This is a genomic window from Bacillus sp. AFS031507 (genome assembly GCF_002584635.1).
Classification (GTDB): Bacteria; Bacillota; Bacilli; order Bacillales; family Cytobacillaceae; genus Neobacillus.
In genome coordinates this window covers 14,987-30,024 of sequence record NZ_NUOW01000022.1, presented here as the reverse complement: position 1 = coordinate 30,024, position 15,038 = coordinate 14,987, and the positions used below count along the sequence as shown (strand labels likewise).

Below are 15,038 nucleotides of genomic sequence, written 5' to 3'. Positions count from 1 at the left end.
ATCTATGATAGAAACAGGACAATTAGCAGGATTGAAGGCCAAAGGCAAAAATAGTTCCCGCTCTAGTAAGACTAGTACTGGTTTATCCTGGTTAGAACGATTTGGATACGGACTTGGTGATATGTCGTATAATATTGTTTTCCAATTTGTTAACGCGTATCTCCTTTTCTATTATACGGATGTCGGTGGGATTCACCCTGCGGTTATTGCAACTCTATTCCTTGTCGTACGAATTTTAGATGCTATTTTTGACCCAGTCATGGGGATGATTTTAGATACGACCAACACGCGGTGGGGGAAAGCAAGACCATATTTATTATGGGTCTCCCTTCCGTTCGCGTTATTCACTTTCCTGTGTTTTACTAACCCTCACTTTGGCCCGACTGGAAACATTATCTATGCGTATGTTACCTATATTTTGCTAGGAATGTCCTTTAGTATGCAAACGATTCCAGTTAACAGCTTAACAGCGCGGATAACTAATGACGTGCAAGAACGAACCGTATTAACAACTACTCGGATGATATTGGTTTATATAGGAATTCTACTATCCATTTCATTTGCAACACCACTTGCAACAGCATTTGGAGGGGAGAATCAAGAACTTGGATTTCAGATGACTGCTCTAGTCTATGCGATGGTAAGTATCGTTTTAAATCTCTTTAGCTTTTTTACAGTACGGGAGCGAATTGTCCCCAAAAAGAGCGAGAAACATGGAATTAAAATGACGTTATCTGTTTTATTTAAGAACAAGCCTTTGTTAATTCTAGCCTCATCATTTTTGGCGTTTGCTATTGGATTTAATATTAAACTTAGTACCATGGTGTACTACTTTACGTACAATATCCATCAAAAGGAATTAGTGTTTTGGGGAACCGTTTTATTTTTTGGGGCAGCGTTAATCAGTAACTTATTTATCCCTGTATTTTCAAAAAAATGGGGTAGAAAGAACGTGATGATTATCTCAGCTGCTATATCTCTTATTTCGTACATCGGGCTGCACTTTACTCCATATTCTTCAGTTACGTTAATTTTATTTTGGTTATTTGCTTCGGGCTTTTTTACCACTCCTTTAAATACGCTAGCTTGGGGTATGATTGCCGATTGTGTAGATTATGCTGAATGGAAAACTGGAGTTCGGGCTGATGGCGTGGTTATTTCCAGCATGAGTTTTACTAATAAATTAGGAGTTGCCCTCGCAGGGTCGTTCTCTGCCATTTATTTAGGGATAGCAGGCTATGTACCTAATGCAGTACAGACAGTAACTTCACTAAATGCTATTAAAAATATGAATGCATTGATCCCAGGACTTTTTATTTTACTTGCTGTATTAATCATAAGCTTCTATCCGTTAACAGAGAAAAAATATAAAAATATGATGTCAGATTTGGAGCAAAAATCAAAACAACCAGTTTAATTATTCTTTATATAAAAATTTAAATTTAGTAAATGAGTGTGATAGATGTGCAAAATAATATAACTAGAAATCTTTCAGTTGTCTGTGTTGGAGAATTATTAATTGATTTCTTTTGTACGGATATTGACATGGATTTAATAAAGGGACGTCAATTTTTAAAAAGTGCTGGTGGTGCACCGGCCAATGTCGCAGCTGCCATTGCAAAATTAGGAGGGGGGGCAGCGTTTTGCGGAAAAGTAGGGAAGGATCCATTTGGGGTTTTCTTGAAACAAACATTAGACGCTGCAAATGTAGATACCTCTATGCTTGTCATGGATGAGAAAGTACCAACCACTTTAGCCTTTGTTTCATTAAAGAAAAGTGGAGAGCGAGACTTTGTATTCCATAGGGGAGCAGATGCTTTTTTGACCTTAGACGATATTGATCAAGATAAAATAAGGAATGCAAAGATTCTCCATTTTGGTTCGGCGACAGCTATGTTATCTGAGCCATTTTGCAGCACCTACCTAAATCTTATTTCCAATGCCAAAGATGAGGGACAATTTATTTCGTTTGACCCTAACTATCGAGGCGATTTATGGAAGGGAAGAGTCGATGAGTTTGTCACAATTGCCAAAAAAGCAATCGCTTTAAGTGATTTTGTTAAGGTAAGTGATGAGGAATTGGAGATTATCACAGAGACTAAAGATCATGAAGAAGGTGTTAGTCTCCTTCATGAAATGGGAGCGGAAATAATAGCAGTTACGCTTGGTAAAAGAGGAACATTGCTGTCTAATGGAAAGAAAAATGAGATTGTTAACAGCATTCAGGTTACATCCATTGATTCTACAGGTGCAGGTGATGCTTTTGTCGGAGCAGCCTTATACAGATTTGCTGACTCTGAACAAATCAAAACTATTAGTAATGATTTTGATACGCTCCATGACATCGTGTCTTTCGCAAATAAGGTTGGAGCGCTTGTTTGTACAAAAATAGGAGCTATTGAAGCATTGCCAAGTGGTTATGAGATAGAAATTGCTAAAGTTTGAATGTAAATTTACAAAAATGACAAATATTCTACTCTTTGAAAGAGGCTTCTCGTAATGGTAATTATGAGAAGCCTCTTTTTTCATTTCTTCGTATCAACATAGCTACTTACCACATCGTCTTGTCAAGTAAAGTTTGTGTATTTAGAACTGTGCAAGGAACCCATTCTAACTCGGAAAAACAGGTAAATAGTGCTACGATTTTTAATATTTCCTTATATATAGTCAAAAAACAAACCCTTTGTCTTACTAAGAAAGAATCATATTCCCCTTATCCTCCGGCTGAAAATTCCCAGTTTTAATGTAAATTAGAAGGAAAGTACTAGACGAAATCCCACTCATTTCCAGAGGCGTTTGAATGTTCCCAGATCCTATGTTAAATAAATAGATAGGAATTTACTTCCAACGTAGTGTTATTGTCTGGAATTCGTGATTAATTAATTCCACGGCAAACTATAGGCAGAGGAGATGGAGAACAAGTGGCTGGACAAATTCGTATGACCCCAGCGGAGTTAAAAGCTAAAGCGACTCGCTATGGGCAAAGTTCACAACAAATTGAGCAAATTTTAAGGGACTTAACTAATTTACAAAATGAACTTCGTGGTGAATGGGAAGGCCGTGCCTTCCAAAGATTTGACGATCAGTTTAACCAGTTGAAGCCAAAAGTACAAAATTTTGCTCAATTAATGCAGGAAATTAATACACAATTGAACAAGACGGCAGATGCAGTTGCTCAACAAGATGAGCAATTATCGCAGAATTTTGGGCTTAATTAATTCATTTGCCTGACAAATGAAAGATGAGCATTAGATAAGTGGAATGTCATTAGGGGCTATGATCCCAAAAAACCAAAAGCCACGCGACAATTGTTGTGTGGCTTTTATTCTTTGTTTGCCGCAACTGGCAACTAAAAAAGTCTCCCAACATATTAAAATGTTTTTATATAAAAATAGAAATCATTTCTTTATTACATACTAAAAATTTCAGGGGTTGAGTGGATGAAAAGGGTTGAGCGGGGTGTCTTGTTATTTCTAGTGCTGATCCTTGCGCTATCTTCAGGCATCTCTTATCTGGCATTGAATCAAGGTTCAAATAGCAAAGCTAACACAGATGAGCAGAAAATGACCGTAGCATTGGTTAATGAAGATCAAGGTGCAAGTTTTAATGATAAGAACTATGAATTCGGTGCTGAATTTATCAAGAATATTGAGAAAGATGATACACATGACTGGTATGTTGTCAGTCGTGGAGTGGCTGAAAGCGGCCTTGCGCGGAATGTCTACAACATGATGATTGTCATTCCGAATGATTTTACAGAAAAGGCATTATCAATTGATTCGAAATCACCAGAACAGGTGGTATTGAACTACAAAATTAATGCTTCAGATAACAGCAATATAAAAGCAAAAGCCGAGAAAACGGCGAGCGCTATCTTAGGAGATTTTAATCGCCAAATTATTGATGTCTATTTTGCTAGTGTCATTGGCAATTTACATGATGCTCAGGACAATATTGGTACATTGGTAAACAAGGAGCAAGTATATACGAACTTCTATAATCAATCGATCCTTCGTCCCATATCCGGTTACACCGCTCAGTTTGGAGCTGTTGAGAGTAACACAAAGATATCGAGAGAGAGCTTTACCGGCTTACAGGACCTATTAAAGGGGTTTGAAACTAGCCTGGGTGAGGATGTAACCGCAAGCCATACCTACCAATCCAGCTTAGTGGATTTTACAAAACTGAAAGTGGCAAATGGTCTTTTAACAAAGGGTTTCTCTGGCCAGCTTAACATGTTAGATCGTGAAATAAATCATGGCGATGTCATGCAGCAATTAGATTATTTAACGTCAGCTAATAAGGCTATCAATGACCAGTTCCACCAGAATGGTAATCAGTCGGCGACTATTTTAACCGAATCAGCCGCCCTTCAAGCGTACCTGAAGGACACGAAGGATAAAATGGATCAAATGAATGCAGAGCTGTCGGACAAATTGGCATCAGATATGGAGCAATTAATTGCCGATAAGCTTAAGAACGAAATAAAACATAGTTCAGGTCAAGAGCAAAATGTTTCCTTAAGTCATATGTTTGCTGCTCCAGATAAAAATGCACGGGATACATTACAAAAGCAAATTGATCTGCTGCCAACACTTGATAGTAATGATTTAGACGGCCTAGGTCTAAGTGATCAAACCATCACCCAGCTAAAAAATGTCATAGCTGTCACCAATAAATACAATCAAGAGTTTGGTTATACCCCTAATCGTGATGCAAATGGGATTCCTTTGTCTGAAAAAGTAAAACAAGTCAAAAGTGATTTGATGACAAAGGGGGTAACTCTGACAGATACCGTAAACCTGCAGAAAAATAAAAAGAATGGGCAGGAACTTGCTCTATCGATTCCAAAAGAATTTGAGATTGAGAGAGTTTTATTATCATTACCAAATAGTCAAGAAATGGATTATACTGAGTCATTTCTTCCGTACCAAAAAATTAAACTGCCTTCAACAGATGAAGGACAATTCACTGTAAAAGTTGATGTGAGACTTCAAAACATGGATGCAATCCTTGATGTTTTCCAGCCGATTACATGGAGTTGGGAACTCGATCAGAAGGATATAACCGATGTAGATCATCCAGAACTGCCAGGAATGGAAGAAGGAACTTCAGCTGAAATTAAAAAGAAAACCGAGCCATCCGTATCGTCCTATGAAAGTAATCAGCCCATAACAGTTGAAGAAATGGGCAAAAGTCCGAATGATACGACGAACGAAAAGACGGTAGAAAATCAAGAATTGACTCAACCAAGTGACAATGACAACAAAAGCATTATTGAGAAATTGGAAATCTTAAATAACCATATTACCCGCCAAGTGATGTCACCTCTTACCGGGGATTCGACAAGTGTTCTGATCAATGCTTCCAGCGATACCGTCAGTGATTTCCATAAGTTATTGGCTCTGTATAATTTATACTTTGGCATTGGCATAGATCAATTTAATCGTCAGGACCTAGTAAATGATTTGAATCAAACCAATCTGACGGATATGGCAGATGGGGATTCACTATATTATTTATTTAATAAGCAAGACATTGTCGATGTGTTAGCATCTTATATTGCTGAACAAATAACAGAGGAAATACGGGAACAGACAGAAGATGTAAAAGGCAAAATAGATGAATATATGCTGCTGGTTGACAATGCCAATCAAGATGCGGCCCAAATGTCGGAGCGTATTAACGAAACAACAGTACAAGCAGAAACTTTAAATACAAACCTTTCTGAGACGTTAAAAGATTTGGGAGCATGGCGCGAAGCAAGTCTCAATTTACAAACTGAACAAGCAAAAGTTTTGCTGAATGGGGACGAAGAACAACAGGCAGTTCTATCGATAGGAAATGAATTTAACTCGCTGCTTGCTGCAAGTCAATCCCTAGCGGACCAGTCGAAATCTAATTTAACTTCCGCTAATTCGGTTTATCAAACCTTCGATGCAATCGATCGTCAAGCGAAGGAAATTCAAGCCAGTGGAACGACTTTAGTACAACAAGCAGGGAACCTTTCGAGTAATTTAACAACTAAATTGGCAGAGGACCAAAACTTTGCTGACAATTTCGCCGGGGTGCTAGCCAATAGCCGCATAGGTGAGCGGCCAAATGAAGATTTGTTAAGCTTTCTTTCAAATCCGGTCCAAACCAAGAATGCTGGGGTTATCGCTGCAGGTGATACCTTTACACCTTACTTTGTTGTCTTGATCTGTTTTATTGTCGCCTTATTTACCGCCTATGTTCTCTCTAATCATGAGCGAAAACGTCTACAAGAAGACACATTTGCGGGAGAACAAACAATTGTTGGCAAGAATATACCGCTCACAATTATGACTGTGAGTATTGGTCTGGTTGAGGGGATCGTGATCGGACTGCTGTCAGCCTATTTACTGCAAATGAGTGAATGGAAATCCCTGCAATGGATCGGTTTAATCACGTTGATTATGGTCACATTGCTGATGGTGTCAGCTTATTTATTACGGCAGTTGAAAATGGCAGGTATGTTTATCCTTTTGGTGATTTTGAGCCTCTATTTATTCCTAACCGAGGCACTTGGACGTCACTTTGATCAATTTTCTGCCGCTGCTACATTAAGAGACTACTCACCTTTGCAATACATTGAGACGTTATTAATGAAGTTTGGAAGTGGAGCAGCTGATACAAAGTGGATTATTTTTGGCTTAGCAGCCCTGATGGTTGTCAGCCTTGCCGGCCATTTGTTTGTCTTTAATCGTTCGGCTAAAAGCGAGGAGGTTAATCATGAAGGAATTAGTGAAGCTCTGTAGTGTTATCACTGTTTTTACAGGATTCCTTTTTATGTTTTCACTCCAGCCTTTGGCGGATGAAACCCTTGATCATAGCGGGAAAATTCGATTGCAAACGGACCGGGTTGGCCAAGATGCAGTTGAAAGAGAGAACTTAGAAACTCAAGACTATCAAGAAACGGAATTGGAAAAATTGGCGCCGAACCTTTTTAAGGAACAAACGCAGGCTGCCCTCAAAACGAAACAAATAGAAATGGAACAATCCACGTCAGATTTACAACAAGGGCTTTTTGTTTCGCCGAGTAAGCCCGATATTACCCTGAAACATACTGAAAAGGTACTGTTTTCGAGTAATTATACAGTTCAATATACTGCAGCTCCCTCCGAGAACGAGCCTGAGGATCAACAAGGTGGTATTTTGAACACAAAAACAATCACGACGTTCTTAGGGATGGTCGTGATTGGCTGCGGCGGGATCTATACTATGATGAGAAAAACGCTTGGGTAAAGGAGGGGCCACCATGCCTAGTCAAACACATGTTAACGTGACCGTTGATTTTAGCAGATGGGGCAAAGGGCAGTATGACGTAAGAATTCCTGCGCACCAACCGATTAATCAACTGCTGGTGAATTTGGCAGAAACCTTAAATCTTGATCTTACAATGGCACCTCTGTTTGCAGTAAAGCTTTCCAATAAAAATCTCTTATTAGCAGATGACGATCGGCTTATCGATTACCCGGTAACCAATGGAGACCTTTTACTAGTTTTATAAGTATATAGAAACAGGCACTAATCTTTCTGAAGATGGCGCCTGTTTCGCAGGAAGGAGTCAGAACTCATGAATGAAATAAGCATCCAATGGGAGTCAATCACATACAAGTTTCTCATTCTTAACAACAGCTGGCAGCTGAACTTGCCGAAATCACAAACACGAGTAAAAGATGTTCGCCAATTGGCTTTAATCAATAACGACTCAGACTTATTCGTACCCGCAATGGTTGAAGAAGGAGACGATATGTTTACCTTCTCTTTTGAAGTCGACCCAAGGGCTAACACATGGGAAGATATACAAAAGCTAAACCGGAAAGATAAACTACGCCTGTTGTACAATCTAGCTCGATTCAAAAAAATCCTAACCACGCGCATGACCTTCTTCTTACATCCCAACAATCTGATTTTTGATGATAATCTTTTACCATCTATCGTGTTTCGCGGTATCCGGGAGTTGATTCCCCCACATGAGCTGAATGAAGAAAAATTATTACTCCAATATAAATGTTTAATCGTCGCCTTATTTTCAAAAATGTATACCTTTGACGAGCTCTATTCTGGTTCATTGAAAAATGCAAAGGATACTCCATTTGAACGTCAAGTGGGTGAACTAGATGATTTCGATGCATTAATCAAGTTTTTGGAAGAACAGTACATAAAGGAAAAAATAGAGCTGGGAAAAACCATGGTACATGTACCTGCAAAGCGATTTCGCCTGTTTAAACAATTAACTTTTACTATGATTGCTCTTGCCGTTATATTGGCCGTGCCGCTCGTCTATCTGAGTTTTGTAAAAACACCTTTTCAGGAAGATCTCCTCGAAGCAGATCGTCATTTCTTATCCTTAGATTATGGGGACGTCATTAATGATTTAGAAGACCAAACACCTGAAGAATTACCAGATACTAGTAAGTATGTTCTTGCTTATTCTTTCATTAAAACTGAGAAGCTTTCGGAAGATCAGAAAGAGGTCATCTTGAAAAATATTAGTATAAAAAGTGATCCTAATTATTTGTTGTATTGGATTTACAATGGCCGGGGCGATTTTGCCAGAACGATCGACCTTGCCAAGTATATTGATGATCCTCAATTAATCATGTATGGACTAATCAAACAAATCGAACAGGCGAAAAATGACCCTGACTTAAGTGGGACAGAGCGTGAAAAGAAGGTTCAAAAATATCAAGAACAATATAATACATACGCTGATAAATATGGTCTGGACTCCATCCTAAACCAGCAGAACTGAGGGAGAGAAAGATGGCACAACGATTATTACTGCTGAGCTATAAAGATCATTTGCACAAATGCCATTTAACAATAAATGAACCAAAAACAATAACAGTCGGAAATGATCGTTCCAACACGATTACCTTTCTCGATTTAAATCCAGGATTGTCCATTATGTGGGATGGAGCTGCATGCACAATCGGTAATCAGCAGCTGCAGGTTAACGAATGCCTTACATTAAACACTCATGACGAGCCGTTCCAGGTTTATATCAAGGAAGAAGCGGAGCGGTGTGTATACGATACAACAGAAAACTATAGTATTACTTTTGGTGCTAATGATTACGATGATGTAAGAATCGAGAACGCTGCCCTCGATTTTGTACTGATTCGCGAGCATTTGGGCGATCCTTTTAAACTTGAAATCTTTGAAGGTCAAATTTACCACAATTATGTTCGGACAACGGGTGTGGTGCTGCTAGAACCAGGAGACCAGCTTTTTTTTGACGGGATGATGATAAAGATTGGTCAGGAGGACCTTGAAATTCTAGGAGTCGACTCCATCATAACAACGAAATTAGTTCGTTTATTTGACGTTCACCATGATTTCGGCAGTCATTACCCTGATTATCATCGTTCACCAAGGATTATATACCGTGAGCGAGAGGAAAAACGGAAAATTGCTAAACCCTCTAATAAACCTGGAAAACCGAGTGAACAGCTGGCACGGGTGATTGTTCCGCCGCTTGTGATGATTGCAGCGATGATCATGGTCTCATTGTTTATGTCGAATGGGCTTTATATCATCATTATGCTTGCTATGACAGTAACGACGGTCATTTTTTCAATCACATCCTATCTAAAAAGTCTGAAGCAATACCGCCTAGATATAAAAGAGCGGGATATAAGCTACCGCGAGTACTTGAAACAGAAAACACAGCAATTATATCAAGCTAGTGAAGAACAGCGGCATGCCCTCTATTATCACTTTCCAGATGTGGAGCAATTGCGTGTGATGGCAATGAAGGTTGATCCCCGAATTTATGAAAAAACCAGCTTGCATCATGACTTCCTTATGTATCGTGTTGGATTAGGGAGGGTTGATTCGAGCTTTGAGGTCGAATTCAATATCGAGGAGTTTACCCTTGATAAGGATGAACTGGTGGATGCAGCCCGCAATCTTCGGGCTCAGTATCTCACATTAGAAGATGTACCGGCAGCGACATCATTAATGAATGGACCTGTTGGGTACATTGGACAGCGTCCGCTTGTGCTGGAACAGTTACAAATGCTGGTGATGCAGGCTGCTTTATTTCACAGTTACCATGATGTTCAGTTTGTCACGATCTTTCCTGAAGCGGAAAAAGGGAAATGGGAATGGATGCGCTGGCTCCCGCATGCTAGTTTACGAGAACTAAACGTAAGAGGATTTGTTTATCACGAACGTTCTCGTGATCAGGTCCTTAACTCCCTTTATCAGATATTAAAAGGACGCAAGCTTGCTATCAATGAGAAGAGTAATAAAAGTGAAAAAATTCATTTCACTCCTCATTTTGTTGTGTTAATAACCGATGAAAAAATGATATTGGATCATTCCGTGATGGAATACTTTAATGAAGACCCGAGTGAATTAGGTGTTTCCCTTGTATTCGTACAGGATGTCATGCAGTCTCTTCCGGAACAAGTGAAAACGGTTATTGATATTCGTGATGCCACAACCGGAATGATGATCCTTGAGAAAGGTGAATTGGTCAATCGACGATTCACACCGGATCGATTTTCGGAAGGCTTTCATAAAGAAGATTTTTCACGGGCATTGGCATCGCTTAATCACCTGCAAAATTTAAAAAATTCGATTCCGGAAAGCGTGACCTTTCTCGAAATGTATGGTGTAGAGAAAGTGGAGGAGCTCGGTATTGATGGGCGATGGACACAAAATGAAACCTATAAAAGCCTGGCTGTTCCTCTGGGAATGCGTGGGAAAGAAGATCTTGTCCATTTGAACCTCCATGAAAAAGCACATGGACCACATGGTTTAGTGGCTGGGACGACTGGCTCTGGAAAATCAGAAATTATTCAGTCATATATTCTCTCGCTTGCAGTAAACTTTCATCCGCATGAAGCTTCTCTTCTGCTCATTGATTATAAAGGCGGAGGGATGGCAAATTTATTTAAAAATCTCCCGCATTTATTAGGAACGATTACAAATTTGGACGGTACGCAATCGATGCGGGCTCTTGCATCGATTAAAGCAGAATTACAAAAGCGCCAGCGGTTATTTGGCGAACATGATGTCAACCACATCAATCAATATCAAAAACTGTATAAATCAGGTGAGGCTAGAGAGCCGATGCCTCATTTATTTTTAATATCAGATGAATTCGCCGAGCTCAAATCTGAGCAGCCCGAATTTATGAAGGAACTTGTTTCGACAGCCCGTATTGGACGTTCCCTTGGGATTCATTTGATTCTGGCTACACAAAAACCGAGTGGTGTGGTGGATGACCAAATATGGTCCAACTCTAAATTCAAGCTGGCACTCAAAGTTCAAAACGCCAGCGATTCGACAGAGATCTTGAAAACGCCGGATGCGGCGAATATCACACTTCCTGGTCGTGCCTATTTACAGGTCGGCAACAATGAAATTTATGAACTATTTCAAAGTGCCTGGAGCGGGGCTGATTATATTCCTGATAAAGACGAACAAGACTTATTGGACACAACGATTTACGCCATTAATGAACTTGGCCAATATGACATCCTCTCGCATGATTTAAGTGGACTATCAAATAAAAAAGACATTAAAAAAGTTCCAACAGAACTGGATGCGGTTGTTGATTATATTCAAGCCTATGCAACGGAAAAAAGGATTGCTGAACTTCAAAGACCATGGCTTCCGCCATTAGAGGAGCGGATTTTCCTTCCAGATTTAAATAAAGTGAACTATACAAAAGCTTGGGATCAAAAGAAGAGATCGTTAGAAGTGACATTCGGTTTTCTAGATCTGCCTGAAAGGCAAGCACAAAAACCACTGACCTTGGACCTTACTAAAGATGGCCATCTTGCTGTGTTTGCGAGTCCTGGGTATGGGAAGTCTACCTTTTTACAAAGTGTAACCATGGATATCGCTCGACAGCACAGTCCGGACAGAGTCCATTTCTATTTGATCGACCTCGGGACGAATGGTTTGCTGCCATTGCGGGAATTGCCGCATACAGCCGATACGATTATGGTAGATGAGGAAATCAAACTAGGAAAGCTTTTCCGCCGCCTGCAAAATGAGTTAAAAGAGCGAAAACAAAAATTAAGCAGGTATGGTGTGGCAAATATTCAAATGTATGAACAAGCGAGTGGGGAAGAAGTCCCCGTCATTGTATTACTCATCGATACATTTGATTCCATCGTCGATGCTTCCTATCGGGACGATTTTGAGAGAATAGCGGCACAGATTGCACGGGAAGGTGTCAGTACAGGAATCCATATGGTGATCAGTGCAGGGCGGCAAAGTGCCATGCGAGCACCGGTTCTGGCAAATATTAAGCATCAAATTTCGTTGTTTATGATTGATAGTATGGAGCCGCGGAATATTGTCGGAAGAACAGAGTTAACGATTGAAGAAGTTCCGGGACGCGGTTTAATTAAATTAGATCAGCCAACCTTGTTTCAAACGGCTCTTCCTGTCAAAGGAGAAGATACGCTAGCGATTATTAAACATATTCAAGAAGAGAGTCAAGCAATGCGGAACGCTTGGAAGGGCGAGCTGCCATTGCCAATCCCAATGGTTCCGGAAATCATTGACTTCACAGCTTTTATTGAGAAACCGGAAACCAAAGCCATTTTAACCAAAGGCGGCATACCGTTTGCGGTAGATTTTGAAAATGTCGAACCTGTCGAATTAAGTTTCGTTAAAGATCATACCACCTTACTTTTAAGTGATCGAATCGATGCAGTGGAACAAACTTATTTAACTCTAATCGCAAGTATCTCAGTTAATCATCACATCGATGTGGGGCTAATCGACAATGCTGCGTCAAGATTTAGAATGTATAAGGAAAATGTCAATCTTTATGCCGACCATGCCGGTTCAATGGAGGAGTTTATCGAGCAGCTTCAGCAATTATTTGAAACAAGGGAAGATGCCTTCCGTCAAGTTCAAATGGCCACCAATAGCCGTGCAACTAGGAATGATTTTCTAAAGGAGATCCGCCCAATGGTTGTCTTCATAACCGATGTGTCATTCGTGATAGAATCGATGTCCTATACAGAACAATCGATTCTAGTAAAACTAATGGACACGGGAGCTCGCACAGGCATTCATTTTGTTGTCGGAGCTGTCCATGCCGCATTAGAAAGGCAATACGATGATATCGCGACCATGGTGAAGAAACAAAAGACCGGCATCTTGATAGGAAGAATTACGGAGCAGAACATACTTGAGGTCCTGAGTCGACCTTATAAAGAGCAAAACTTACTTCCTTATGAAGCCTACTATATTAAACATGGTAAAGCAGAAAAGATTAAAATTGCTGCTCCTTACCTAAAAAGAGAGGAAGTGAATATCGGTGTTTAATTGGTTTAAAAGTGATTTTGAGAGAAAAAGAGATGAGTATTATGAGCTGTATGAAAAACTCAAGAGTGCCATTTCGGAACACGATCATAAGGTATCAGAAGCGAATGCAGCCTACAGTTCATATCTAGGTGCTATTCCGAATCTATCTAATTCAAAAATACCTTCAAATGATTTTGAAACGAGCAGGGAAGAACTAACGGAAAAGTTAAAGCAGTGTTTTCAGGCAGATCAGGAAAAGCGGAGTTCCCTGGCTGCCGCGAAAAATAAGGCATATGAACGATATGTCCATTATAAAAATTTGGCCATTAAAGAGGCGGAAGCGGAAAGAGTAAGAAGAGAAAAGGAATTGAAAGAGCTACAGGAGAGATTGGAGCGATTGATCAGTGGGGAGCGTTAGAATTGACGGGGATAGAGTAAATGAAGCGAAGGCCGCAGCGAAGGCATTAGAGCAATCGATTGAACAAACCTATGAATCTTGTGAACAACTAATTTCTTACCTTCATTCAGCTGAATGGAGCGGGAAATCTAGAGATTCCTTTTTAAGTTATCTGGAAATCATTCAGAAATATCATCATGATCTGAAGTCCGCTGTCGCAAAACAAACAAAAGCGTTAAATAACCTGGATGGTTACGTAGATGATTTCCTTCAAGACGGCTCAGTGAGGGAAGTGAAGAATTTATGATCGAACAATCAACAGATATGTTTTCAGCGGCTGAATTATACCTATTAGCGGCAGCTTTTGGCGGAACTGTTCTTTTTGGCTTACCTGAGAAAGAAGTTTACCAATTACAAGGCGAAGAGGTTTTCAAAGAGGCACATGACCGGCTGATTGAGAAGAAAATCATCACACCGGAGGGAAAGATAACAAAATCTGGGGCACTAGTCATCCGAACCATTGAATTTTATCATCAAAGTCAGAAATACGTTCGTATCAATAATCTTCTCTTTGCCTTCCGTGAACGTGAAAGTGATGAGGTCATTGTGCTGGTGGAGTTGGATAAACAAGGGTCCTATCAGTTACGTATCACCTCTAAAGCATCACTTCTAAAAATGTTAAGTGAACATTTTCCGGTGATTGTAAGAGAACCGGTTGAAACGGAAAAAGCGTTCTTAAAAAAAGAATTATCCAATCAAGAAAGACGCGAGACCGAGGCTTTTGAGCCAGAAGAAATGTTTATGAATCTAGAATTCTTCCATCTTAAGGAGGAACATAAAGATCAATATAATTGGCACTATTATCAGCAGTGGCTGATTTTTACGAAAAATGAAAAGTTAATCATGGTCGATACTGTAAATAAAAAATATTACCATGCTAGTCAATATTGGTTTTTGAAGGTCCTATTTGATGAAATGGATTTCCCTTATAAGGAGGCGAAGTCATATGCTTAAAGCTGATGTGGGCGGTTCCAGCCTGCTGATTAATATAAATTCTGATGAGATGACAACCATTTTCACCTTTTTACAGGGGATTATTACGGAGCTAGAGACCAATGCTACACCCAGTATTGAAAAATTGGCGAACATCGATTATTACATAGAAGGAAAAGCCAAAAAAGCAATGGATGTATATGCAGAAGCGAATCAGAAGGTAATGGATTTATACGATAATTACTCCCGTGCCGCTGCGTTGGTGATTGATATCCTAAATACGATGATGCAGGCAGACGAAGCAATCGCGGAACAAATCATCGCAAAACTGGGGGTATGA

The 15,038-nt window shown here is 39.8% G+C and carries 12 protein-coding genes; all 12 read left to right on the top strand.

Annotation, left to right across the window (positions count from 1 at the left end; all coding sequences use genetic code 11):
• Nucleotides 1-4 precede the first annotated feature (4 nt).
• The 12 genes from COE25_RS19355 to COE25_RS19300 all read left to right on the top strand — a co-directional run bounded on the left by COE25_RS19355 (nt 5) and on the right by COE25_RS19300 (nt 15,038).
• Complete coding sequence (locus COE25_RS19355) at nt 5-1,417, top strand: MFS transporter (RefSeq protein WP_098933790.1); 1,413 nt, start codon at nt 5-7, stop codon at nt 1,415-1,417.
• 59 nt (nt 1,418-1,476) lie between these two features.
• Nucleotides 1,477-2,445, top strand: a complete 969-nt coding sequence (locus COE25_RS19350; protein ID WP_257208899.1) for a carbohydrate kinase family protein — start codon at nt 1,477-1,479, stop codon at nt 2,443-2,445.
• A 476-nt stretch (nt 2,446-2,921) separates the two neighbouring features.
• Entirely contained in the window at nt 2,922-3,218 is a 297-nt protein-coding gene (locus COE25_RS19345; RefSeq protein WP_026565218.1) for a WXG100 family type VII secretion target, read from the top strand.
• Between the two features lie 222 nt (nt 3,219-3,440).
• Nucleotides 3,441-6,779 carry a type VII secretion protein EsaA gene (esaA, locus tag COE25_RS19340; protein ID WP_098933788.1) on the top strand — a complete coding sequence of 1,113 codons (3,339 nt, stop codon included), beginning with the start codon at nt 3,441-3,443 and terminating at the stop codon, nt 6,777-6,779.
• On the top strand, nt 6,754-7,266 hold the full coding sequence (gene essA, locus COE25_RS19335) for a type VII secretion protein EssA (RefSeq protein ID WP_098933787.1): 513 nt from the start codon (nt 6,754-6,756) through the stop codon (nt 7,264-7,266). The genes esaA and essA overlap by 26 nt, the downstream gene beginning before the upstream one ends.
• A gap of 13 nt (nt 7,267-7,279) precedes the next feature.
• Entirely contained in the window at nt 7,280-7,531 is a 252-nt protein-coding gene (locus tag COE25_RS19330) for an EsaB/YukD family protein (RefSeq protein ID WP_088085120.1), read from the top strand.
• Nucleotides 7,532-7,597: 66 nt separating this feature from the next.
• Nucleotides 7,598-8,779 (top strand): type VII secretion protein EssB, encoded by a 1,182-nt coding sequence (essB, locus tag COE25_RS19325; protein WP_098933786.1) that lies wholly within the window; start codon nt 7,598-7,600, stop codon nt 8,777-8,779.
• Between the two features lie 11 nt (nt 8,780-8,790).
• Complete coding sequence (essC, locus tag COE25_RS19320; RefSeq protein WP_098933785.1) at nt 8,791-13,329, top strand: type VII secretion protein EssC; 4,539 nt, start codon at nt 8,791-8,793, stop codon at nt 13,327-13,329.
• Nucleotides 13,322-13,726, top strand: coding sequence for a hypothetical protein (locus tag COE25_RS19315; protein ID WP_098933784.1), 405 nt, complete (start codon nt 13,322-13,324; stop codon nt 13,724-13,726). The genes essC and COE25_RS19315 overlap by 8 nt, the downstream gene beginning before the upstream one ends.
• A complete protein-coding gene (locus COE25_RS19310) occupies nt 13,713-14,012 on the top strand; it encodes a WXG100 family type VII secretion target (protein WP_098933783.1) in 300 nt (99 codons plus the stop codon). Before COE25_RS19315 ends, COE25_RS19310 begins: the two co-directional genes overlap by 14 nt.
• Nucleotides 14,009-14,719 carry a DUF5081 family protein gene (locus tag COE25_RS19305; protein ID WP_257208898.1) on the top strand — a complete coding sequence of 237 codons (711 nt, stop codon included), beginning with the start codon at nt 14,009-14,011 and terminating at the stop codon, nt 14,717-14,719. Before COE25_RS19310 ends, COE25_RS19305 begins: the two co-directional genes overlap by 4 nt.
• Nucleotides 14,712-15,038, top strand: coding sequence for a hypothetical protein (locus tag COE25_RS19300; RefSeq protein WP_098933782.1), 327 nt, complete (start codon nt 14,712-14,714; stop codon nt 15,036-15,038). The genes COE25_RS19305 and COE25_RS19300 overlap by 8 nt, the downstream gene beginning before the upstream one ends.